Genomic DNA, 23,435 nt, shown 5'->3' with positions numbered 1-23,435 from the left:
AAGCAGACGACACTCGCATGACCACCACGAATCCGGCCGTCGCCGATCTTCTCTCCCGCAGCAACCGGCTCGGCGCCGATGCGCGCAACACGAACTACGCCGGCGGCAACACCTCAGCCAAGGGCAGCGACACCGACCCGGTGACGGGGGATGCGGTTGAGCTGCTCTGGGTGAAGGGCTCGGGCGGCGACCTGGGCACCCTCACCGAGCCCGGCCTCGCCGTGCTTCGCCTCGACCGGGTGCGAGCCCTGCGCGACGTCTACCCCGGCGTCGAGCGCGAGGACGAGATGGTCGCCGCGTTCGACTTCTGCCTGCACGGCAAGGGCGGCGCCGCGCCGTCGATCGACACCGCGATGCACGCGCTCGTCGACGCCGCGCACGTCGACCACCTCCACCCCGACTCCGGCATCGCCATCGCGACCGCCGCCGACGGCGAGGCACTTACCGAGAAGATCTTCGGCGAGCGCGTCGTCTGGGTGCCCTGGCGCCGCCCCGGCTTCCAGCTCGGGCTCGACATCGCCGCGATCAAGGACGCGAATCCCGAGGCGATTGGCTGCATCCTCGGCGGCCACGGCATCACCGCGTGGGGCGACACCTCGGCTGAGGCTGAGGAACACTCGCTCTGGATCATCCGCACCGCCGAGGAGTACATCGCCGCGAACGGCGCGGCCGAGCCCTTCGGCGCCGTCGTGCCCGGCTTCGAGCCGCTGCCCGAGGCCGAGCGCCATGCGCGGGCCGCCGCGCTCGCGGGCGTGGTTCGCGGCATCGCCTCGGCCGACAAACCCATGGTCGGCCACTACACCGACTCCGAGGAGGTCCTCGACTTCCTCCAGCGCGAGAAGCTCGCGCCCCTCGCCGAGCTCGGCACCAGCTGCCCCGACCACTTCCTGCGCACCAAGGTGAAGCCGCTCGTGCTCGACCTGCCGTCCACCGCATCCGTCGAGGAGCAGACCGCGCGTCTGCGCGAGCTGCACGAGGCCTACCGCGCCGACTACGCCGCCTACTACGAGCGCTACGCCGACGAGGCGCCGCCCGCCATGCGCGGGGCCGACCCGCTTATCGTGCTCGTGCCGGGCGTCGGCATGTTCTCGTACGGCGCCGACAAACAGACCGCCCGCGTCGCTGGCGAGTTCTACGTCAACGCCATCAATGTGATGCGCGGCGCCGAGGCGCTGTCGACGTATCAACCCATCGACGAGTCTGAGAAGTTCCGCATCGAGTACTGGGCGCTCGAGGAGGCGAAGCTGCAGCGTCGGCCGAAGCCGCGCTCGCACCAGGGCCGCATCGCCATCGTCACCGGCGCCGCCTCGGGCATTGGCAAGGCCGTCGCGACCCGACTCGCCCGCGAGGGCGCCTGCGTCGTTATCGCCGACCTCGACCTCGAGAAGGCGCAGGCCACGGCCGCCGAGCTCGGCTCGAGCGACGTCGCGATCGGCGTGGCCGCCGACGTCTCGAGCGAGGCCGCCGTGCAGGCCGCGGTCGACGAAGCGGTGCTTGCGTTCGGCGGCCTCGACCTCGTCGTGAACAACGCCGGCCTCTCGCTGTCGAAGCCGCTGCTCGAGACCACCGAACGCGACTGGGACCTCCAGCACAACGTCATGGCAAAGGGCTCGTTCCTCGTTGCGAAGGCGGCGGCGCGGGTGCTGATCGATCAGCAGCTCGGCGGCGACATCGTCTACATCGCCTCGAAGAACTCGGTGTTCGCGGGCCCGAACAACATCGCCTACTCGGCGACGAAGGCCGACCAGGCGCACCAGGTGCGACTGCTCGCGGTCGAGCTGGGCGAGCACGGTGTGCGCGTCAATGGCATCAATCCCGACGGTGTCGTGCGAGGCTCGGGCATCTTCGCCGGTGGCTGGGGCGCGCAGCGCGCCGCGACCTACGGCGTGAAGGAGGAAGACCTCGGCCAGTTCTACGCGAACCGCACGATCCTCAAGCGCGAGGTCGTGCCCGAGAACATCGCCGACGCCGTCTACGTGCTCACGGGCCCGGAGCTCTCGCGCACCACTGGCGTGCACCTGCCCGTCGACTCCGGCGTCGCCGCCGCGTTCCTGCGATAGGCGCGGCGATGAGCGCACACGTCGCTGCGGTTGACCTCGGCGCCACAAGCGGCCGGGTCATCGTCGGCGAAGTCGGGCCGGGCGAGCTGCGGATGCACACGGTCGCCCGGTTCCCGAACACCCCCGTCGAGCTGCCAGATGGGCTGCACTGGAACATCGTCGAGCTCTATCGCAGCATCCTCGACGGCCTGCGCGACGCGGGCCGCGAGATGCAGCGGCGCTCGGGCGCCCAGCTGCAGTCGATCGGCATCGACTCGTGGGCCGTTGACTACGCGCTGCTACGCCGCGGCAGCATGCTCGGTGTGCCATTCCACTACCGAGATGAGCGGGGCGCGCGGGCGGCCGAGCTCGCGCACAAGCGCATCCCCTTCGCCGAGCTGTACACCCGCAACGGCCTGCAGTACCTGCCCTTCAACACGGTGTACCAGTACGTCGCGGAGGTGCTTGACGAGACGCGGATCGCGCAGGCCGACCGGGCACTGCTCATCCCCGACCTGCTCGGATACTGGCTCACGGGCGCCGAGGTGGCCGAGCGCACGAACGCCTCGACGACCGGGCTGCTCTCGCTCGCGGGGGAGTGGGACTTCGACCTCGCGCAGCAGCTCGGGATTCCCACCGAGATTCTGCCGCCGCTCGTCGACCCCGGCACCGAAATCGGCACACTGCGCGAGAGCGTCGGCGAGGCCACCGGTTTCGGCACGCGCGTGCCGGTGCTCGCGGTCGGTTCACACGACACCGCCTCGGCGGTCGTCGGTATTCCAATGACCGACCCCGACGTCGCGTTCATCAGCTGCGGTACCTGGGGTCTCGTCGGCGTCGAGCTCGAGGCGCCTGTCGTCACCGAGGCATCCCGCGCTGCGAATTTCACGAACGAGCGCGGCGTCGACGGCCGCACCCGCTTCCTCCACAACGTCATGGGGCTCTGGGTGCTCTCCGAGACGATCCGCGGCTGGGAGCGCGCCGACGGTGCGGCGATCGACTTCGGCGAGCTGCTCGCCGCGGCGGCCGACGTGGGCGCTCCGCAGCCCGTCTTTGATGTGAACGACCCAGTATTCGCGCCCCCGGGCGACATGCACGCGCGCATCGCCGAGTGGCTCGCGGGCCGCGGCCTCGCGGTGCCGAGCGGGCGCGCAGAGCTGGTGCGGAGCATCCTCGAGTCGCTCGCCGCGGCGTTCGCGGATGCCGTACACCGCGCTGCCGAACTGTCGGGCAAGCGGGTGGGCGCGATCCACCTCGTCGGGGGTGGCTCGCTCAACACCCTGCTCTGCCAACTCACGGCCGACCGTGCTGTACTTACTGTTGTCGCCGGGCCGGTCGAGGCGACCGCGCTCGGCAACCTCGTTGTGCAGGCGCGGGCCCTTGGCGCCGTGCGTGGCGACCTGGAAGCCCTGCGAGCGCTGATTGCGCAGACCGTTGACCTGCGCCGCTTCACTCCGCGGGTGTCGAGCAACGAGAACTACTGAACAAGAGGACGAAAATATGGTGCAGCGTCAGGTTCCAAAGCCGTCGGAGATTTTCGAGTATCTGCATTTGCAGAAGCCTGATTTCAACCTCAAGCGCCGTCGACTGTCGCAAGCGTTGACGATCGCTGACCTGCGCAAGATCGCGAAGCGCCGCACGCCCGCCGCCGCGTTCGACTACACCGATGGTGCGGCCGACGACGAGATCTCGATGCGTCGCGCACGCCAGGCGTTCCGTGACGTCGAATTCCACCCCGACATCCTCCGCCCGGCACCCGAAGTTGACCCCTCGGTCGATATTCTCGGCGGGCGCAGCGCTCTGCCGTTCGGCATTGCGCCCACCGGGTTCACGCGCCTCATGCAGACCGAGGGCGAGACCGCCGGCGCCGGCGCTGCCGCGGCCGCGGGCATCCCCTTCTCGCTCTCGACGCTCGGCACGACGTCGATCGAGGACGTCAAGGCGGCGAACCCGACCGGTCGCAACTGGTTCCAGCTCTACGTCATGCGCCAACGCGAGATCTCGTACGGCCTCGTCGAGCGCGCCGCGAAGGCCGGCTTCGACACACTCATGTTCACGGTTGACACCCCGATCGCGGGCAACCGCATGCGCGACACCCGCAACGGCTTCTCGATTCCACCGCAGCTGTCGGTGAAGACGATCGTCGACGCGATTCCGCGCCCGTGGTGGTGGTGGGACTTCCTCACCACGCCGAAGCTCGAGTTCGCCTCGCTCTCGACGACCGGCGGCACCGTCGGCGAGCTGCTCAACTATGCGATGGACCCGACGATCTCGGACGACGACCTCACGATCATCCGCGAGATGTGGCCGGGCAAGCTCGTCGTGAAGGGCGTGCAGAACGTGCCCGACGCGGTGCGGCTCATCGATAAGGGTGTCGACGGCATCATCCTGTCGAACCACGGCGGCCGTCAGCTCGACCGCGCGCCAATTCCGTTCCGCCTGCTGCCCGAGGTCGTTCGAGAGGTCGGTGCCGACGCCACCGTCATGATCGACACGGGAATCATGCACGGCGCCGACATTGTCGCCTCGATGGCGCTCGGCGCGAAGTTCACGCTCGTCGGCCGTGCATACCTCTACGGCCTCATGGCTGGTGGCCGCGAGGGCGTCGACCGTATGATCGAGATCCTCGGCTCGCAGGTGAAGCGCACCATGGCGCTGCTTGGCGTCGCGACCGTCGAGGAACTCGAGCCGCGCCATGTGACGCAGCTCGAGCGCCTCACCCCGGTGCGCTCGGTCGGGGCCGATTCGTTCGTTCGCTAGGCGAGCGGCGCGCGCTCGCGCAGCAGTTTGATGAAGGCGCCGAACCAGGGGCCGTTGTCGTTCCATGCGCGCGAGGTGACGAGGTTGCCGTCGACAACCGCCTCGCCGCCCTGGTAGGTCGCGCCGCCTGACTCGATGTCGGGCGCGACCTCGGGGAAGCCCGACGAGGTGCGGCCCGAGAGCACGCCCGACTTCGCGAGGATCAACGGGCCGTGGCAGGTCGACGCGACCGGCGCATCCGCCCCGAAGAAGTGCTGCACGATGCGCTGCACGTCGGCGTTGTTGCGCAGGTACTCGGGCGCGCGGCCACCGGGGATCACGAGCGCAACGTAGTCGTCGGGGTTGACGTCAGCGACCGCGATGTCGGCGTCCCAGCCGTGCCCCGGCTTCTCGGTAAAGCTGAAATATCCGGGCTCGAAGTCGTGCACCACGAACTGCAGGCGCTTCTTCTCGAGCGACGCGATGACGGGTTCGTAGCCCTCCTCGCGCAGGCGCTCGTAGGGGTAGAACACTTCGAGGGTCTCGGAAAAATCGCCGGCGATGATCAGGACTTTCGACATGGTTGCTCCTTTGCGCGGGCCGGTGATTCCGGCCACAGGAGCAGTGTGCGGCGGCAAGCTTCAGGATGCGTGAAAGCGCCGCCGCACGCCTGGCTTAGGCGGTCTTGTACCAGCTTGAGGCGAGGGTGTAGCGGATGTTCTCGACGTCGGCCGCGTCGTAGGGCAGGTACTCGATGACGCGGTTCTTCAGCGCGAGCTCGCGGCGCGCGATGCGCCAGCCGGCGTCGGTGCGCACGAGGTCGTCGACGTAGATGCCGCCGGCGCGGATGTGCTTGAACGACTCGGGGTCGTCGGTCGTCTGCAGCGTCACCCAGAGTACCTCGGTGACGGTGTGCGCGGTGTCGCCGTCGATCTCGAAGCGGGTGTTGCCGTTGACGTGCTGCCCCGAGAGGCGGGTCGAGTCGTTCTGCCCGCTCAGCGCATCCTGCAGCGACTGCGGCGTGTAGTGGGTGTCGCGGTCGATGAGCACGATGTCGGCGTCGGGCGTGAAGGCGTCGGCGAGGATGCCCCACTCGCGCTGGTCGAGCGCGTGCGAGTAGGCGTTGATCGCGTCAAGAATCTCGGCGCGGTCGAGGAGGTCCTGGGTCGTGAGCGTCATGAGAGTCCTATCTTCCTAGCCCCACTTGGTGGTGGAGCCGGCGTCGATCGTGAGGTTCGCGCCCGTGATGTAGCGGGCTTCGTCGGAGGCGAGGAAGAGCACGGCGTTTGCGACGTCGACGGGGTCGATCCACGGCACGTCGAGCAGCTTGCCGCGCTTGAACGGCTCGATGACGTCTTCGGGCGTCGGGTCGACGAGGTCGGGTCGGTAGCGGCGCAGGTTGCCCTCGTTGAGCACGAGGTCGGTGCCGACGGCGGTCGGATGCGTTGTGTTGACGCGGCCGCCGAACGCGCCGAGCTCGTGTGCCCAGACCTTCGCGAGGCCGACGAGCGCGGTCTTCGCCGCGGTGTAGGCGCTCGTGTTCGCGCCGCCGCGAATGCCCGCGGTCGACGACGCGAGAATCACGCTCGAGCCGTTCGGGTTCTGCTTCAGGGCGGGGAAGACCGCCTTGGCGGTGCGCCAGACCCCCGAGAGGTCGATGTCGATGACGGTGTTCCAGGTGGCCTCGTCGAGCTCCTCGGCCGGGGCCTCGGGCAACAGCACGCCCGCGTTCGCGAACAGCACGTCGATGCGGCCGAAGCGCTCGAGCGTGGCCGCAACCGCCGCATCCAGGCTCGCCTGGTCGCGCACATCGACCTGCAGCGGCAGCAGCGAGTCGTTCGCGTCGGGCGGCGTGAGGTCGGCGGCCGCGACGACTGCGCCCTCGTCGATGAAGCGGTGCGCGGTGGCGAGGCCGATGCCCGCGCCCGCGCCGGTGATGAAGGCGACCTTGCCCGCGAGGCGGCCGGGTCGTGCGCTGTCGGTGGTGCTCATGCCTCAAGTTCACGCCGACACGGCGACCCGCTCAACTTGCGAGTCGCCGTGTGACGCGGGCGCTACGCGGGTGTGCCGGCCGTGGCGGGTGCGCCGGCGCCGTTGTGCAGCGCGGTCTCGCGCAGCACCTCGGCCCAGGGCGTGGGTTCGACGCCGAGTTCGGTGCGCGTCGCCGAGTTGTCGTAGAGCCACGGGCCAGTGAACTGGTACGAGACGCCCTTCACCTCGCGCATGAGCGGCACGCCCCAGCCGATCACAGTGAGCTGCCACATCGGCATGCCCGAGATCTTCACCATGGGCTTGTCGACCGAGGCGAGCAGCTCGGTGAGCAGCTCGTGCTGCGTGCGCGGCTCGTTGCTCGCCGCGAACCAGATGCGGCCGAGCGCCTCCGGCTTCGCGGCGGCGGCGATCACGGTGGCAGCGACGTCGGGCACGTAAGTCCAGGTGTGCGGCAGGTTGATCTCGCCGATCGCCTGCACCGACTTGCCCTTCGCGGCGGCCTCGATGAGGCGCGTGCCCATGCCGTTCTGGCCGATGCCCTCGCCGAGGTAGTCGGATGCGCGCACGATGACCGCGCGCAGGCGGCCGGCCTCGTGCGCCTCGAGCACCTCGCGGTCGAGCCGGCCGCGCAGCTCACCCTTGTGGTCGGGGGTGCCCTCGGGGCCGTTCGGCCGCAGCGGCTGCACGGCGGGGTCGTACATGTAGAGGTTCGAGACCATCGCGAGCACCGCGCCCGTGCGCTCGGCGGCGGCGATCATCGCGCGGTAGATCGGCGGCCACTCGGCTTCCCACTTGGTGTAACTGCCGGGGTTCATGCAGTTGTAGATGACGGCCGCGCCGTCGGCGGCCTTCGTGAGCGCCGCGGCGTCGCCGGCGTTAAGCGCGATGCGGCGCACGCCGGCGATGACCGGGCCCGTGCCCGAGCGGCTTGCGAGCACGACCTCGTGGTCGGGCAGGGCGGCGAGTTGGGATGCGGTGGCGCGGCCGACGGGGCCGGCGCCGAGAACGAGGTGCAGCGACATGGGGTCCTCCGAATGGGGTTGGTGGGGTCGGACTGCGAAAACCAGAGCACTGCTCTCGAAACACAGCATGGTACCGCGTCAATCGGAAAACAAGAGCACTGCTCACAAAAGTGTACAGTGCTCTCGAAATGGGGCACGCTGGGGGCATGTCGACCACGCCAACCCCACGCCAGCGCGCCCGCGAAGAGATGGAGCAGCGCATCCTCGCGACCGCCCGCGCGCAGATGGCCGAGGTCGGGCCGGCGCAGCTCTCGCTGCGCGCCGTCGCCCGCGAGCTCGGCGTCGCCTCCTCTGCCGTGTACCGCTACGTCGAGAGCCGCGACGAGCTGCTCACCCGGCTCATCCTCGTCGTCTTTGGCGAGCTCGCCGACGCGGCCGAGGCGGGCTGCGCCGACACGAGCGCCGACCTTGCGACGCAGTGGTCGCACTGGGCGCACGCCATGCGCGACTGGGCCTGCGCGCATCCTTACGACTGGGCGCTCGTCTACGGCACGCCGATTCCCGGCTATGCCGCCCCGCGCGACACCGTCGAGCCCGCCACGCGCGTGCTCGGCCCCGCGCTGCGCATCATGGGGCACGTGCACGGCGAGGTGAGCGACCCCGCCGCGAAGGCGTCGCTCGCGCCGATGAGCGAATTCGCGCACGCGTTCGGCGTGACGATCGAGGTCGGCTCGGCCTCGAGCCTCGCGGCGATTGCCGCCTGGTCGACGATTCAGGGCTTCATCAACCTCGAGCTCGGCGGTCACTTCGTCGGCGGCCTCCTCGACGCCGACCCGGTGTTCGAACAGGTCGTCGCTCGCACCGCCGAGCAGCTCGGGCTCAGCTGAGCTGCGCGAGCCATTCCTTGACGCGCGCGTCCGACTCCTCGTCGCTGAGGTCCTCGACGCGGGTCATGACCGACCAGCGGATGCCGAACGGGTCGCGGATGCTCGCGTAGCGGTCGCCCGACGCGAAGTCGGCGATGGGCTCGCGCACCGTGGCGCCGGCCGCGACCGCCCGCTCGACCAGCGCATCCACATCGGGGCAGTAGAGGGCGAGCGAGAACGAGACCTCGTCGCTGTCGGCGCTCGGCGCGAGCAGATGCAGTTCGGGCGAGGCGGTGCCGAGCTGCAGCCGGCCGCTCAAGAACTCGAGCTCGGCGTGGATGACCGCGCCGCCAGCCTCGGATGAGTTGATGAGCTTCGCGCCGAAGACGCGCTGGTAGAAGTCGAGGGCGTCGCCCGGGCGCGCGAGCGCGAGGAAGGGCGTGATGCTCGAGTAGCCGTTCGGCCGGCCGTCGGTGGTGTGGGTGCCTGATGCGGGCTGCGGTGTCGTCATGCGGCCGACACTACGAGCGCCGGCGCGAAGGAGGCTTGTACATTCGTGCCATGCGCGACGACGAGCCTGCGGTGAACCGCGGCACGCTCTTTCCCGAACTGCTGCCGAGCGATTTCCGGCGGGTGCCCGCGAGCGGTACCGCAGCCGAGCTTGTGAACTGGTGGTGGCTTTCGCGCTGGTCGCTCGCACCCGGCGAGGTGTCGTCGCAGCGCATCCTCGCGTATCCGACCACGAACCTCGTCGTCGAGGATGCGCTCGTCGGCTTTGCGGGGCCGACCACCGAGGTCTCGCAGCAAGATCTCGTCGGCGATGGCTGGGCGGTCGGCGCGCGGTTGCGGCCGGCCGCGGTGCCGGCGTTCACGGCCGAGCCCGCGGCGCTGCGCGATCGCTACGTCGAGCTCGACGAGCCCGAGCTGCACGCGGCCGCGACCCGGCGAGTGGCGGATGCGGGGGTCGCGGCCGGCGTCGAGGTGGTCGCCCCGTGGCTGGTCGCGCGCGTCGGCGCGGTGACCGACGAGGGCCGCGTCGCGAACGCGGTGGCCGACTACTTCGAGTCGGCGCCGAGCGTCGGCGGCCTCGCCGAGGCGGCGAGCGAGCTATCGATCTCGGTGCGCACGCTGCACCGCATCACGACGAAGTACATCGGCCTCACGCCGCACGCGCTGCTGCGGCGGCGCCGGCTGCAGGACGCGGCGCTGTTGCTGCGCACCGATGCCGACGCCACCATCGCCGAGGCGGCGGCCCAGTTCGGCTTCGCCGACCAGGCGCACCTCGCCCGCGAGTTCCGCCGGGCGCTCGGCTATTCGCCGAGCGAGTACCGGCGGATGCTCGCGTCGCGCGACTAGTGCGTGTGGCCCGCGTCGCCCGCGAGCTTGAACGCGAGACGGCCGTGCGCGTAACCGCCACCGGCGCGGATCGCGGTCGCGACCCAGGCGGCCTCGGCGAGTTCGGCCTCACTCGCGCCGGCCTTGACGGCGTTCTGCGAGTGCGCGTCGATGCAGTAGACACACTGCGTCGTGATGCCCACGGCGAGCGCGATGAGCTCGCGGTACTTCAGCGGGATCTCGCGGCCTTCCTTGGCGAAGACGGCGGCGTCGAACTCACCAAACTTCTTCAAGATGTCGGGCGTGTGCTCCTTGTACACCTTGGTGTAGTCACGGTCGTTGCGGTCAAAATACTCGGTCATGTTGTACCTCCTATCGGCAACGTAACGAGCGCGACTGGGCGAAACTTCCCCGCGCGTAGCCCGGCGTCACAAAGTTGACGGCGTGCCGCTCGACGAGTCGGGCATGCGCAACCACCCGGTGACGCCCATGACCGACGCGAGCCTCGTACGCCTCATGGAGGCGCAGTCGGAGGGCAAGGCGGCCGTCATTCCAGTCACGGTGATCGAGCGCGGCGCCGAGGCGATTCGCGGGGCCCTGGCGGAGCTGCGCGAGCAGGGCATCCGCTATGCCGTGACCGACACGCTCACCGCCGAGCACCTCACCGCGATCGGCGAGGCGACGACCGAGCTGCCACTCGTGACCGGCGGCTCGGGCATCGGCGGCGGCCTCGCCCGCGCGCTGAGCGGCCGGGATGCCGCGAGCGCGAGCGAGAGCGCGGCGGGCGACTGGGCACCCATCGAGGGCCGCGCGGTCGTGTTGTCGGGCTCGGCGAGCGAGATGACGAACAAGCAGGTCGCGGCCTACCGCGAGGTTGCGCCGTCACTCGCCGTCGACGTCGACCGCCTGCTTACCGAGTCTGCTGCCGGGCAGACGGCCTATCGCGAGGAGGTGCTCGCCTGGGTGCTCGAGCAGTCGGCGAACCCCGCGCCGCTCGTCTACGCCACCGCCGACCCCGCCACCGTGCGCGGGCTGCAGGAGCGCTACGGCGCCGAGACGACCTCCGCCACCATCGAAGGCCTGTTCGCCTGGCTCGCCGCCGAGCTGCGCGGCGCCGGTGTGACGCGCTTCATCGTCGCCGGCGGCGAAACCTCGGGCATCGTCACGACCTCGCTCGGCGTCGAGGGCTTCCACATCGGCCCCCAGATCGCGCCGGGTGTGCCGTGGGTGCGCTCGCTCGACGGAACCCTCGAGCTCGCGCTGAAGAGCGGCAACTTCGGTGACGTCGACTTCTTCTCACGAGCCCAGGGCCTCAACGACCAGACCACAGGGGAGTCACGCTAATGCCGAAGTTCGCCGCCAACCTCTCGATGATGTTCACCGAGCTCGACTTCCTCGATCGCTTTGCGGCCGCGGCCGACGCGGGGTTCAAGGCCGTCGAGTTCCTCTTCCCGTACGAGTGGCCGGCCGAGGAACTCCGTGCCCGCCTCGACGAGTACGGGCTCACCATGGAGCTGTTCAACGTCTACCCCGGCGACTGGGCCGCGGGGGAGAAGGGCCTCGCGGCCCTGCCCGGGCGCGAAGGCGAGTTCCGCGCATCCATTGTCCAGGCGCTCGAGTACGCCGAGGTGCTCGGTTGCCCGAAGCTGCACCTCATGTCGGGTTTTGCGGGCGACATTCACGACCCCGAGCTGCGCGCCCACTACGTCGAGAACGTGCGCTGGGCCGCCGGCCAGGCGGAGGATGCGGGGCGCCTGCTCGTGCTCGAGTCGCTCAACGCGTACGACAACCCCGGCTACTACCTGCCGACAGTCGCGCACACCGTCGACCTCGTCACCGAGATCGACCGCGACAACGTTCGGCTGCAGTTCGACTTCTATCACGCACAGCTCACTGACGGTGACATCACCCACCTCGTCGAGCGGGTCGCGGGCCTGATCGGGCACGTGCAGCTCGCCTCGGTGCCCGCGCGCAACGAGCCCGATCGCGGCGAACTGTTCTACCCGTTCGTGCTCGAGGCGCTCGACCGCACGGGCTACGACGGCTGGGTCGGCTGCGAGTACCGCCCGGCGGTGGGCACGACCGAGGGGCTCGGCTGGCTCGACGCCTACGAGAACTGGCAGGGCGAGCGATGATTCCCGTCGAACGGCAGCGCACGATCATGCGGCTGCTCACCGAGCGCGGCAGCCTCACGATCGCCGAACTCGTCGAGGCGCTCGACGTCTCGCACATGACGGTGCGCCGCGACATCGCCGCGCTCGAGTCGGCCGGGCGCGTGAGCTCGGTGGCGCGCGGTGTCACGCTGCCGTCGCGCCTGTCGCTCGACCTCGCGCACGCCGACAAGGCCGCCCTGCGGCCGGATGAGAAGGCCGAGATCGGCGCGCTCGCCGCGACCCTCGTGGGGCCGGGCGACGTCATCTTCCTCGACGCGGGCACGACGACCCTCGAGATCGCGAAGGCGCTCGTCGCGAAGGAGGGCCTCGTCGTGGTCACGAACGACCTCGTCATCGCGCAGTGGCTCGCCGAGCGCTCGACGAACGAGCTGCACCTCACCGCGGGCATCATCGACCGGGCCAATCTCTCGGCCGAGGGCCGGGCAACCGCCGAGGCGATCGGCGAGTTCAACTTCGACGTCGCGTTCATCTCGACCCCGGCGTTCGACCTGCGCGGCAGCTCGGTGCACACCGAGGCGAAGAACATCGTGAAGAACACGGCGGCCGACAACGCCCGTCGCGTCTTCCTCGTCACCGACAGCACGAAGTACGGCCGCGTCATGCCGCTCAAGTCGATCGCGCTCGAGCGCTTCGACGGGCTCGTGACCGACGCCGAACTGCCCGAGTCGGCCCACGACGCGCTCGTCGAGGCCGGCCTCGAAGTGCTCCAAACCCCATCCACCGTTCGCTAGCGCATCCCGCGCGCCAGCGTATCCCTCATCAATCCCGCTGAAAGGCCAGCACTCCATGAAAATCATCGTTACCGGTGGCGCCGGATTCCTCGGCAGCCGCGTGATCCGCGAACTGCTTCGCCGAGCCGACGAGGGCTCGCTGCAGGTCGACTTCGATCGCATCGTGTCGCTTGACCTCGCGGCGTCGAAGATCGACGACGCTCGGGTCGAATCGGTAGTCGGTGACATCGGCGACGTCGAGCTGCTGCGCGAGACGGTCGGCACCGACACCGCCGGTGTGTTCCACCTCGCCGCGATCCTCTCGGGCGGCTCGGAGGTCGACTTCGACCTCGCCATGCGCGTCAACGTCGAGGCGACGCGCGCCCTGCTCGAGGCCGCGCGCGCGGGCGGCACCAACCCCCGCTTCGTCTTCACCTCGTCGCTCGCCGTGTTCGGCGGCGAGATGCCCGCCGTCGTGCCCGAGACGCTCGCGAGCATGCCCGAGTCGACCTACGGCTCGTTCAAGGCGATCGGCGAGCTGCTCGTGAACGAGTACTCGCGCAAGGGTTACGTCGACGGCCGCGTCTTCCGCCTGCCGACGATCTCGGTGCGCCCCGGCAAGCCGAACTCCGCCGCATCCTCGTTCGCGAGCGGCATCCTGCGCGAGCCGCTCAACGGCGAAGCATCGGTGCTGCCGGTGCCGCAGGACACCCGCATGTGGCTCTCGTCGCCCGACTCGGCCGTGACGAACCTCGTGCACGGCTTTGACCTCGCCGGCGAGAAGCTGGGCTCGTGGCGCACCGTGAACGTGCCCGGCATCAGCGTCACGGTCGCCGAGATGCTGGATGCGCTGCGCACTGTTGGGGGCGAGGACGCTCGCGCGCTCGTCACCGAGGCGCACGACGCCGCGGTCATGGACATCGTGTGCTCGTGGCCCGGCGACTTCGACGTCGCCCGCCCGCTCGCGCTCGGGTTCATCAAGGACGAGCAGTTCACCGACGTCGTGCGGCAGTACCGCGACGAGTTCGTCACCGGCAACTAGGCAGCAACGGAGCTTCCCCGAATGAACATTGCACTCATTGACGCCGTCGGCGTCTCGCGGTCGGCCGTGCTCGCCGCCACCGAGGCCGAGGGCGCCGTGACGGTCGGCCCATGGGCCTTCGTCGGCCTCGCCGTCGCCATCGCGGTCCTCATCTTCCTCGTGCTGCGCACGAAGATCCACGCCCTGCTCGCCCTCGTCATCGCCGCGTCGATCGCCGGCCTGTCGGCGGGCATGTCGCCCGAAGACACCGTCGGCTCGATTTCTTCCGGCTTTGGTTCGACCCTCGCCACGATCGGTTTCGTCGTCGGCTTCGGCGTCATGATGGGCGCCATCCTCGAGGCGTCCGGCGCGGCCGAAAAGCTCGCGATTACCCTGCTGCGCTGGCTCGGCAAGCGCAAGGAAGAGTGGGCGCTCGCGGTCGCCGGCTACATCGTGTCGATCCCGATCTTCGTCGACAGCGCGTTCGTCATCTTGAACCCGCTCGTGAAGGCGCTCTCGCGCAGCGCGGGCCGCTCGGTCCTCACGCTCGGCATCGCCCTCGCCGGCGGCCTCGTGCTCACCCACCACGCCGTGCCACCGACGCCGGGCCCGCTCGGGGCGGCCGGCATCTTCGACGTGAACATCGGCGAGATGATCCTCTACGGCGTGATCCTCACGATCCCCGCGATCTTCACCGTGACGCTCTACGCAAAGTACATGGGCCCGAAGATCGAGAAGATGATCGAGGTCGACACCGGCACGAAGCTCAGCGCCAGCGAGGCGGTCAGCGAGTTCAACAGCCTCGCTAAGGAGCGCGAGAAGGAGCTGCCGTCGCTGTTCATGTCGATGCTGCCGATTCTGCTGCCCATCGTGCTCATCTTTGCGAACACCGGCATCAACGCGGTCGCAACCAGCGCGCCCGGCGTGCTGCCCGAGTGGCTCGTTGGCGTCGCATCCTTCGTCGGGAACCCGGTCATCGCCGTTGGCATTGGCGTCATCGCGGCCATCTACGGCCTCACCATCGGGCAGAAGCGCCAGACCACCCTCGCGACCATGGAGAAGGGCATCGACCAGGCCGGCATCATCCTGCTCGTCACCGGTGCCGGCGGCGCGCTCGGCCAGGTGCTCCGCGACAGCGGCGTGGGCGACGCGCTCGGCGAGTTCGTCTCGCAGCTGCCGCTGCCGGCCATCCTGATTCCGTTCGTCATCGCCTCTGCCGTGCGCCTTGTGCAGGGCAGCGGCACCGTCTCAATCATCACCTCGGCCTCGCTCTCGGCGCCGATCCTCGCGACAATGCCCGACGTGAACCTCGCGCTCGCCGCGCAGGCCGCGTGTCTCGGCGCGATGGTGTTCAGCTACTTCAATGACTCGCTCTTCTGGGTCGTCAACCGCATGCTCGGTGTCAAGGAGGTCAAGCACCAGCTGCTGACCTGGTCGGTGCCGACGACGATCGCGTGGGCGACCAGCCTCGTCTCGCTGCTCGTCGCCGACATCTTTGTGTAACCGCGCTCGCCGCAGATAAGGAAACCTCGATTGCGTAATCCCGAAACTCGCCAGCAGCTCGTAGAGTTTGGCGCGAGCCTCTTCAACCGCGGGTACTCGGTTGGCACCGCGGGCAACCTCAGCGTGCGAGTCGACGAGGGGCTGCTCATGACCCCGACGAACTCCTCGCTCGGGCGCCTCGACGTCAGCGAGCTCTCGGAGCTTGATGGCGAGTTTCGGCACATCGGCGGTGGCAAGCCGAGCAAGGAGGTGCCGATGCACCGGGCGATGTACGAGGCGCGCCCCGACGCCCGTGCGATCGTGCACCTCCACTCGACCTACGTCACGGCGCTGAGCTGCCTCTGGCGCGAGGGCGAGCCGCTCATCCCGCCGCTGACGCCGTACTTCGTGATGCGCGTCGGTCGCGACGTGCCCGTCGTGCCGTACTTCAAGCCCGGCACGACGGATGCGGTGGCCGAGATTCGCGAGGCGGCCACGCGCGCGCCGGCGGTGATTCTTGCCCACCACGGCTCGCTTGTGGCGGGGGCCACGCTCGCCGCCGCGGTGGCTGCCGCCGAAGAGCTCGAGGAGACGGCGCGGCTTGCGCTGCTGCTGCGCGATCGCGAGCCAAATGTGCTCGGGGCGGGTGACATCGAGGCGCTGCTTTAGCTCTGGACTGGAGGGCTCAGCGTTTTTCGGTGGGAGCCCGCACTCGTGCAGGGCTCCCACCGAAAACTGTTATGCAGGGTCGTGCTCGTCGGCCGCGCCTAGCTCGGCAAACTTGGCCGCCATAGTCGGGTTGCCCTTGGTCAACTTCTTGACCGTGAGCGCTGTCGCCTTCTCGTTCGCGAGTCGGAGGTTGTTCTCCGACCCGAGAAGGTTGTCCTTGACCTTCTGGAGCCGGGCGATCGCACCGTCGATCTCTTTGATCGCGGCATCGAACTTGCCACTGGCAAGGCGGTAGTTTCGGCCGAACGCCGACTTAAACTCTTCGAGCTCTGCCTCAAACTCGGTGATATCGATGTTCTGCTTCTTGATCTGTTCGAGCTCGTCCTTGACCATGATGGTGTCCTGCGCGGCGTTGCGCAGCAGGGCGATGATCGCGAGGAAGAACTGCGGACGGACGACGAACATCTTCGGGTACTCGTGAGAGACATCGGTGATGCCGGCGTAGAGGTCTGAGTCTTCTTCGAGCATCGAGACGAGCACCGCATACTCGCAACCCTTGTCGATGCGGTCCTTGTCGAGCTTGGCGAAAAAGTCGCTGTTCTTCTTCTTCGTAGCGGTGGCGTCGGACTCGTTCTTCATCTCGAACATGATCGAGATGTACTCCACACCGTCGTCGCTGAAGTCCCGGAAGACGTAGTCGCCCTTCGTGCCAGCGGATGCGTCGTTGTCCTTCCCGAACGTCGCGTTGGGGAAAGCGAGTGAGCGCATGCGATTGAACTCGGTCTCGCAGTGCTGCTCGAGGGTCTCCCCGAGGAGCTTCACCGACAGCTTGGCCTTCATGTCCTTATACCGGTCGATGAGTTCATCCTTCAGGGCGAGCTCCCTGGTGTGCGACTCCTTGAGCGCGGCGTCCTTGACCTTCTGCTCGGCGGACTGAAGAGCCAGCGTGTTCTTCGCCTTTTCGAGATCCTTGTCCACCGCAGACACTGCCTTCGCGACCGCGAGTTCCTGATCGGTCGCAGCGGACTTGAGCTCGGACTTGAGCTGTTGGATCTCGGTGTCCTTCGCGGCGTTGATCTTCTGTGCCTGCTGAGCTTCTTTAGCTACGGCGAGAGCGATCTCAGACTCCTTGGTCTTGTCCGCTGCGGCGAGGCGCGCATGAAGCTCGTGTTCGAACTCGGTGCTGCGCACCTGCTGCACGATGTCGGCGTACTGCGCCTCGTCGATCGTGAAGTGGGTCCCGCAATGCGGGCACTTGATTTCGTTGACGGCGGTGATCGGTGTGGTGTGGGTCATGAGCTACTCCAAAGGGTGCGGAAGTGGATCCCACGGGCGGGGCAACTCAGCAACGCTCTGCCCGTGATAACGAGGTGGTGTCGTTGAACCGATCGTGGATCAAAATTGGGCGAAATTCATTGAGACTGCTGATAAGTCCCCTTATCAGCAAGTGCATCTATTGGGCTAGATTCTTGAAGTACGTTTGTTTCATGTCCACGGCGCCCTCACTCCTGATCGACCTGGCCGGTGTCGCCCGGCTGGCCAGAGTGCAGCGCCCCGTGGTCTCGACGTGGCGGGCACGGTTCGCGGCCACTCAGGATCCATTTCCGAAGGCGGTCACGGACGAGATCGGCCGACCTTGCTTCAACGCAGACGAGGTTGCTGACTGGCTTGTGCGCACTGAGCATGGCAACAACCCGGATGCACGTGAGGATGCTGCGGCGGCTGCAACTCCTGCGGGCTTCTCCTTTGCCAACGCGGATGCGGTCGCTGAACTGGAGGCGCTGATCGCCCTGTATGCGCAGACTGACAGTCTCAGTGAACTCACGCACTCACAGCTCAATGACGCAGCAGCCGAGCTCGACCCGTCCGACCGCATGCTTCATCGCGAGATCGCTGCACACGTCGGTCGGGGCGCGCCCTGGCTCGCCTACGCAGCGCGTCTTGTTGACGCTGCGTACTCGCCGTCCGCCGCGCTGGCACTTGTCGCCCGACGCCATGCGGCATCGAACCGTGCGGTTGGTTCCGCGGGAAAGTTGGTCGCAGAGGTCACCGCATTGGTCGTCGATGCCACGCTCGCCCTCACCAGCAATGACACCAGCGTGGTGCTGGATGCAACTGATGCCGCACTATCGTCGGCGATCACAGACAAACTCGGCGACGAGGTGGCTACCGTTCTCCCGTCCGGCGTGGAGACTCGCCGCGTCCGGCGCCAATTGCTGGTCGAAGGGTATTGGGTCGGCGACGGCGCTGACCCGGCGACTCGTTCCGTCGTGGTCGCTCGCGTTCCGTCGAGCCGAGGCGAAGACGTGGCCGCGATCTTGCAGGCAGTCGACGAAGTCTCCTTGTCGCTGCGGCCTGCCGATGCGGCAGTTGTGATCGGCCCTGCGCGGGCACTTGTCGACCCGTTGACGCCCGCCGATGAGTTGGTGCGCGCAGACATCCTTCGATCTGGTCAGGTACGAGGAATCGCGCGGCTGACGACCGGCCTGGTCGACAGCGCGGTCCGCGAGTCACTCGCGATCTGGGTGTTCGGGGAGCCAGCAGACGAGGTACAGCCCGCGCAGCGGGCCACTGCCGTCGCAGATCTCAGCGATGCGCAACTCACCCCGGCGACGCGCGCCGACCTGGTCTCAGACCTGATGGCGGCCATGAGCGGTCGCCGAGATCTTCGTGCGCATCATTTCCGGTTCGCGAGGTTTGTGACCACGTCTTCACTGCAGGCCAGCAGTGGCTCGCTGGTGGCGTCGGCGAAACGGGGAGCACGGCCGCCCAGCGCGAAAGTGAAGGCGCTCCCCGCATTGCTCGACATGGCGGGCGCGGCAGTCCGTTCCGACCTCACTCCATTCGAGGTTGCGCCGGAGCGGCACGATGCCCCGCCTGCGGCGTCGGTATCGGAGCTGGTCGCGGCTGGACACCTGCGGAGGGTGCAGGGCACACGCCTTGACCCTGACCTGCTGGGCGAGAAAGGGCTGGTGGTCGTGACCGCAGCGGACCTCGACGAACCCACGTCGATCGGCCGTACCCGCGTCGACCAGCTCACATTCGCGACGCAACACCCCTCCGCTCAGCTGACTCGACCCGGTGACGTGGTCTTCCGCACGAGCCCTACCGCCGCGGCGTGGGTTGACACCGACGGCTCAAAGGTTGTCGCATACCCCGCGCGTGTGTTGCGGATCACCCTGGCAGATTCGGGCGGGCTTGTCCCGGAACTCATCGCAGCCGACATTGCAGTCCAAGCCGGAGGGCCGGGCGCATGGCAACGGTGGATGCTCCGCCGAGTCGCGCCGTCGGCCATCGCGCCGCTCCGGCGCGCACTCTCCGAATCCGCAGACGTGCGCGCGGCGCTCATGGATCGCGTGGCTCGCCTCGACCACTACATCGATACGCTGACGACGGCCGTGGCCGCCGGCACCGTCACTCTGACCGAATCGGATGCCACAGCATCCGCCTTGAAGTAAGGAACTGCATGCCCCGGACACGGAAGGGTGCCGCACCGGCGCCGTCGACAATGAAAGAGCTGAAAGACACGCTCTGGAAAGCCGCCGACAAGCTGCGCGGCTCAATGGACGCGTCACAATACAAAGACGTCATCCTTGGGCTCGTGTTCTTGAAGTACGTGTCGGATGCGTTCGATGAGCGGCGTGCCGGCATCCGCACCGAGCTCACCGCCGACGGGTACGACGACGACCAGATCGCCGAGCTTATCGACGACACCGATGAGTACACGGGGCGGGGTGTGTTCTGGGTGCCGGCAAACGCACGCTGGTCGTTCCTCGCGGAAAACGCGAAGGGCCTGGGGCCGTCGATGGACGGCCCAGAGAAGTCGATCGGTGCGCTCATCGATGAGGCGATGGATGCGGTCATGCAGGCCAACCCGCAGCTGGCTGGCACGCTGCCGCGCATTTTCAATCGCGACAATGTCGATCAGCGGCGGCTCGGCGAGCTGATCGACCTGTTCAACTCTGCGCGATTCACGGCACAGGGGCAGGGAGGAACGGACGGGCGCCGCGCACGCGATCTGCTGGGCGAGGTGTACGAATACTTCCTCGAGAAGTTTGCCGCGGCCGAGGGCAAGCGCGGCGGAGAGTTCTACACCCCTGCAGGGGTCGTGCGAGTGCTGGTCGAGCTGCTGCAGCCGACGCACGGTCGGGTGTACGACCCGGCGTGCGGGTCGGGCGGCATGTTCGTGCAGGCCGAGAAGTTCATCGACGCGAATCACGGCGAGGGAAGCGACATCTCGGTCTATGGGCAGGAGCTCAACGAGCGCACGTGGCGCATGGCGAAGATGAACCTCGCCATTCACGGGCTCTCCGGCAACCTGGGCCCGCGGTGGGGCGACACATTCGCCCGTGATCTACACCCCGACCTGCAGGCCGATTTCGTGATGGCGAACCCGCCCTTCAACATCAAAGACTGGGCGCGCAACGAGTCCGATCCGCGCTGGCGCTTCGGCGTGCCGCCCGCAGGAAATGCGAACTACGCGTGGATCCAGCACATCCTGTCGAAGCTCGCCCCGGGTGGGCAGGCGGGCGTCGTCATGGCCAACGGCTCGATGTCGTCAAACTCGGGTGGCGAGGGCAAGATCCGTGCCGAGATCGTCGAGGCCGACCTGGTGTCGTGCATGGTGGCGCTGCCGACGCAGCTCTTCCGCTCGACGGGGATTCCGGTGTGCGTGTGGTTCTTCGCGAAGAACAAGGGTTCGCGAGCCGGCGAGGTGTTGTTCATTGATGCCCGCAACCTTGGCCACATGGTCGACCGTGCCGAACGCGCACTCTCGGATGAGGACATCGCGAAGATTGCCGACACGTATCACTCCTGGCTCCGCCAAGAAGGCGAGCCGTACGAGGATGTGCCCGGCTTCGCGTACTCGGCAACGATCGCCGAGATCAAAGCCGCCGACTACGCGCTGACCCCGGGTCGTTACGTCGGTGCGCCAGAGATCGAAGACGACGGCGAGCCCATCGAAGAAAAGCTCGCGCGCCTGCGCGGAGAGCTCGAGGCGCAGTTCGCCGAGTCGGCGCGGTTGGCGGATGTTGTGCGCGAGCAGTTGGGGAGGGCGTCGTGAAGACCTACACGATTTCTGAGATCGCCCAAGTTTTCGATGGCCCTCACGCCACGCCCAAACGTCAGGACTCGGGTCATTATTTTCTGAACATCTCGAGCCTAAGTCGAGGTCGTCTCGACCTCGACCTCTCGGACCATGTCTCCGACGAGGATTTTGCGAAGTGGACTCGTCGCGTGACTCCTTTAGCAGGCGACTTGCTCTTCTCGTATGAAACTCGTCTTGGTGAAGCGGCCCTCATGCCTGAAGGCGTGACGGCATGCCTTGGGCGTCGGATGGGGCTGCTTCGCCCGAACCGTAATCTCGTAGATCCGCGATTTCTGCTGTACTTCTACCTCGCGCCTCCGTTCCAAAAGCTCATCGAACAGAACACAATCCACGGTGCGACGGTAAACCGCATTCCACTCAATTCGATGGGAAGTTGGTCCGTTCGCCTGCCACCGCTCCCCGAGCAGCAGGCGATCGCCGAGGTGCTGGGCGCTCTCGACAACAAGATCGCCGCCAACACCGCCCTCGCTTTGGCTGCAGACGGCGTCATCAGAACGGAGTATGAAAAGTTTGAGATGACGGACGTGCGCGTCGGTCAAGTCGCAAACTCCCCGCGCGTCAGTGTTTCTCCATCGAAGGTCGCGGCTGACGAATTGTATGTGGGGCTTGAGCACGTCGGGCGCCGGCACATGTGGTTGACGGACGGGGGCACTGCGGGGGAAGTCAGCAGCGCTAAGTCAGCGTTCGCCGCAGAAGACGTGCTTTTTGGCAAGTTGAGGCCGTATTTCCACAAGGTGGTCCTGGCACCCCGAGCTGGCATCTGCTCGACCGACATCCTCGTGGTGCGGCCGAGCGATCACGGGATGGCGAGCGTGTTGCTGGCGGCGCTTACGAGCGATGCTGTGATTGAGCAGGTGGTCGCTGCCAGCGAAGGAACGCGAATGCCTCGCACCAGCTGGAAGGACCTGTCAACTGCGACGATCCGCTGGCCCCGGCCTGACCAAGCCGCGGGGACCGCCGCGCGACTGGACAGCATCAGCAGGGCGGTTATCGCGGCTGTCGAAGAGAACCGCACCCTCGCCGCGACGCGCGATGCGCTTCTGCCGCAGTTGATGTCCGGCAAGCTCCGCGTACGCGATGCTGACGCAATGGCAGCCGCTGCTGGCGCCACGACACTGACAGGAGTAGATGATGAGCGCTGAACCCGAGACCTCGAACATCGATGAGACGCCGTTCCTTGACGGCATGAGAGACGCCAAGTCGCGATACGGCCGTTTCAACTTGGCAGTGATCGGCGGCACGGGCGTTGGCAAGTCCTCTCTTGTCAACGCGGTCTTCGGGCGCGATCTGGCCAAGGTCGGCAAGGGGCTGCCCGTCACCCGCGGGGTGCATTATTTCAGCGACGACTCGCTCGGTATCTGGGATGTTGAAGGGTTCGAGATTGGGTCGACGGTGCCGCCAGCTGAGCAGCTGCGCGGTCACCTGCGTGAAATCGCAAAGCGACCGAAGAATGAGCAGATCTCTGTCGTCTGGTACTGCGTCAAGTCGAACGACGATCGCCTCGCGCCGCACGAAATCGCGATGATCAACGAACTTAGCAGGATCGGGCTTCCAGTCGTTCTAGTGCTGACGAAGGTCGACTGGTTGCGGAACCCCATCACGGGTCAGCGCGGAGTCGCGAAGGGTGTCGAAGAGTTTGTGAACTGGCTCGAGAACCCCGTCGAGGGCGGCCAGCCGATTTCGATTAACTACGAGCGCGTCATCCTGACCTCCACCAGCGATAAGCACGGGAAGGGCAAGGGGCATGGCCTCGGTGAGCTCGTCGCAGAGACTCTGTCTCTCTCGCCTCAAGACGAGAAGGACGCCTTTCGCATTGCGCAACGACTCAACCTTCCCTGGAAACGAGAACTCGCCCGACCCGTCATCGCCGCCGCAACAGCGGCGGCAGCCGGAGCAGCGACGGTTCCGCTTCCTATCGCGGATGCCGTTACCCTGGCGCCGATCCAGCTCGGAATGATGGCCCGCATCGCGGTCATCTACGACATCGAGATGAAGACAGCGCTGTCGACGAGCTCCCTGGCGAATCTCGGCGCGCAACTCGCGGGCCGCGCTCTCGCGAGCAGCTTGATCAAACTCGTCCCGGGAGCGGGGAGCGTCGTCAATGCTGGAGTCGCTGCCGCACTTACCGGTGCCACGGGTGAAGGCTGGCTGCGTCTGTGTGAGCACGTGCATACCGGGAAGATCAGGCTCGACCAGATGGATGAAGCCTGGAACCAGTACGTACCTGGCTTTCTCGATGTCATCCGCAAGATGGCCGAGCAACGCGTGGGGAAGTAACCGGGGGCATGAACCGCTGTGCGCGAGCATCCGCAGCCTTGTCAAACCAGTGCGAAGAA

Annotated in this window: 22 protein-coding genes; 15 read left to right on the top strand and 7 right to left on the bottom strand. The window is 67.4% G+C overall.

What is annotated here, in order from left to right; translation table 11 throughout:
• Positions 1–17: 17 nt before the first annotated feature.
• Genes QM019_RS02515 through QM019_RS02505 form a run of 3 tightly spaced genes read left to right on the top strand, consistent with a single transcriptional unit; the run spans position 18 to position 4,799 of the window.
• Positions 18–2,060 (top strand): bifunctional aldolase/short-chain dehydrogenase, encoded by a 2,043-nt coding sequence (locus QM019_RS02515; RefSeq protein ID WP_282851737.1) that lies wholly within the window; start codon positions 18–20, stop codon positions 2,058–2,060.
• Between the two features lie 8 nt (positions 2,061–2,068).
• Positions 2,069–3,523, top strand: a complete 1,455-nt coding sequence (locus QM019_RS02510; protein WP_282851736.1) for a rhamnulokinase — start codon at positions 2,069–2,071, stop codon at positions 3,521–3,523.
• Positions 3,524–3,539: 16 nt separating this feature from the next.
• Entirely contained in the window at positions 3,540–4,799 is a 1,260-nt protein-coding gene (locus tag QM019_RS02505; protein ID WP_282824957.1) for an alpha-hydroxy acid oxidase, read from the top strand.
• Here QM019_RS02505 and QM019_RS02500 read toward each other — a convergent pair.
• From QM019_RS02500 to QM019_RS02485, 4 genes are all read right to left on the bottom strand, one after another.
• On the bottom strand, positions 4,796–5,359 hold the full coding sequence (locus QM019_RS02500) for a DJ-1/PfpI family protein (RefSeq protein ID WP_282824955.1): 564 nt from the start codon (positions 5,357–5,359) through the stop codon (positions 4,796–4,798). The genes QM019_RS02505 and QM019_RS02500 overlap by 4 nt on opposite strands.
• A 94-nt stretch (positions 5,360–5,453) precedes the next feature.
• Positions 5,454–5,957, bottom strand: coding sequence for a nuclear transport factor 2 family protein (locus QM019_RS02495; protein WP_282824953.1), 504 nt, complete (start codon positions 5,955–5,957; stop codon positions 5,454–5,456).
• Positions 5,958–5,972: 15 nt separating this feature from the next.
• Positions 5,973–6,770, bottom strand: coding sequence for an SDR family oxidoreductase (locus tag QM019_RS02490; protein ID WP_282851735.1), 798 nt, complete (start codon positions 6,768–6,770; stop codon positions 5,973–5,975).
• 62 nt (positions 6,771–6,832) lie between these two features.
• Entirely contained in the window at positions 6,833–7,792 is a 960-nt protein-coding gene (locus tag QM019_RS02485) for an NAD-dependent epimerase/dehydratase family protein (protein WP_282851734.1), read from the bottom strand.
• Positions 7,793–7,938: 146 nt separating this feature from the next.
• Between QM019_RS02485 and QM019_RS02480 the strand changes: the two genes are divergently transcribed.
• Entirely contained in the window at positions 7,939–8,619 is a 681-nt protein-coding gene (locus tag QM019_RS02480) for a TetR/AcrR family transcriptional regulator (protein ID WP_282851733.1), read from the top strand.
• Here the strand turns inward: QM019_RS02480 and QM019_RS02475 are convergent.
• Entirely contained in the window at positions 8,612–9,109 is a 498-nt protein-coding gene (locus QM019_RS02475) for a VOC family protein (RefSeq protein WP_282851732.1), read from the bottom strand. The two genes, QM019_RS02480 and QM019_RS02475, sit on opposite strands and share 8 nt — an antisense overlap.
• A 50-nt stretch (positions 9,110–9,159) precedes the next feature.
• Between QM019_RS02475 and QM019_RS02470 the strand changes: the two genes are divergently transcribed.
• Positions 9,160–9,954 (top strand): helix-turn-helix domain-containing protein, encoded by a 795-nt coding sequence (locus QM019_RS02470; RefSeq protein WP_282851731.1) that lies wholly within the window; start codon positions 9,160–9,162, stop codon positions 9,952–9,954.
• On the opposite strand, the gene QM019_RS02465 is transcribed toward QM019_RS02470, so the two are convergent.
• Positions 9,951–10,295, bottom strand: a complete 345-nt coding sequence (locus tag QM019_RS02465) for a carboxymuconolactone decarboxylase family protein (protein WP_125106639.1) — start codon at positions 10,293–10,295, stop codon at positions 9,951–9,953. The two genes, QM019_RS02470 and QM019_RS02465, sit on opposite strands and share 4 nt — an antisense overlap.
• Before the next feature lie 34 nt (positions 10,296–10,329).
• On the opposite strand from QM019_RS02465, the gene QM019_RS02460 reads away from it, so the two are divergent.
• From QM019_RS02460 to otnC, 6 genes are read left to right on the top strand one after another with little or no spacing between them, the layout of a single operon-like run.
• A complete protein-coding gene (locus tag QM019_RS02460) occupies positions 10,330–11,277 on the top strand; it encodes a four-carbon acid sugar kinase family protein (protein WP_282851778.1) in 948 nt (315 codons plus the stop codon).
• Complete coding sequence (gene otnI, locus QM019_RS02455; protein ID WP_282851730.1) at positions 11,277–12,068, top strand: 2-oxo-tetronate isomerase; 792 nt, start codon at positions 11,277–11,279, stop codon at positions 12,066–12,068. Before QM019_RS02460 ends, otnI begins: the two co-directional genes overlap by 1 nt.
• The gene (locus QM019_RS02450) at positions 12,065–12,838 is read left to right on the top strand and encodes a DeoR/GlpR family DNA-binding transcription regulator (protein WP_282851729.1); all 774 of its coding nucleotides are present in this window, start codon (positions 12,065–12,067) and stop codon (positions 12,836–12,838) included. The genes otnI and QM019_RS02450 overlap by 4 nt, the downstream gene beginning before the upstream one ends.
• 55 nt (positions 12,839–12,893) lie before the next feature.
• The gene (gene denD / locus QM019_RS02445) at positions 12,894–13,859 is read left to right on the top strand and encodes a D-erythronate dehydrogenase (protein WP_282851728.1); all 966 of its coding nucleotides are present in this window, start codon (positions 12,894–12,896) and stop codon (positions 13,857–13,859) included.
• A 21-nt stretch (positions 13,860–13,880) separates the two neighbouring features.
• Positions 13,881–15,341, top strand: a complete 1,461-nt coding sequence (locus QM019_RS02440; protein WP_282851727.1) for a GntP family permease — start codon at positions 13,881–13,883, stop codon at positions 15,339–15,341.
• Between the two features lie 30 nt (positions 15,342–15,371).
• Positions 15,372–15,989, top strand: a complete 618-nt coding sequence (gene otnC / locus QM019_RS02435; protein ID WP_282851726.1) for a 3-oxo-tetronate 4-phosphate decarboxylase — start codon at positions 15,372–15,374, stop codon at positions 15,987–15,989.
• Positions 15,990–16,058: 69 nt separating this feature from the next.
• On the opposite strand, the gene QM019_RS02430 is transcribed toward otnC, so the two are convergent.
• Entirely contained in the window at positions 16,059–17,285 is a 1,227-nt protein-coding gene (locus QM019_RS02430) for a DUF2130 domain-containing protein (RefSeq protein ID WP_282851725.1), read from the bottom strand.
• A 191-nt stretch (positions 17,286–17,476) separates the two neighbouring features.
• Here QM019_RS02430 and QM019_RS02425 point away from each other — a divergent pair, with 191 nt between their 5' ends.
• From QM019_RS02425 to QM019_RS02410, 4 genes are read left to right on the top strand one after another with little or no spacing between them, the layout of a single operon-like run.
• Positions 17,477–19,447, top strand: a complete 1,971-nt coding sequence (locus tag QM019_RS02425) for a hypothetical protein (protein WP_282851724.1) — start codon at positions 17,477–17,479, stop codon at positions 19,445–19,447.
• Between the two features lie 8 nt (positions 19,448–19,455).
• Positions 19,456–21,054 (top strand): class I SAM-dependent DNA methyltransferase, encoded by a 1,599-nt coding sequence (locus QM019_RS02420; RefSeq protein WP_282851723.1) that lies wholly within the window; start codon positions 19,456–19,458, stop codon positions 21,052–21,054.
• A complete protein-coding gene (locus tag QM019_RS02415) occupies positions 21,051–22,241 on the top strand; it encodes a restriction endonuclease subunit S (protein WP_282851722.1) in 1,191 nt (396 codons plus the stop codon). Before QM019_RS02420 ends, QM019_RS02415 begins: the two co-directional genes overlap by 4 nt.
• A complete protein-coding gene (locus QM019_RS02410; RefSeq protein ID WP_282851721.1) occupies positions 22,231–23,376 on the top strand; it encodes a GTPase in 1,146 nt (381 codons plus the stop codon). The genes QM019_RS02415 and QM019_RS02410 overlap by 11 nt, the downstream gene beginning before the upstream one ends.
• The last annotated feature ends 59 nt before the right edge of the window (positions 23,377–23,435 follow it).

Source organism: Gulosibacter sediminis, from assembly GCF_030011715.1.
Lineage (GTDB): Bacteria > Actinomycetota > Actinomycetes > Actinomycetales > Microbacteriaceae > Gulosibacter > Gulosibacter sediminis.
The sequence above is the reverse complement of the archived record's forward strand: the minus strand, read 5'-3'. Positions and strand labels throughout refer to the sequence as shown.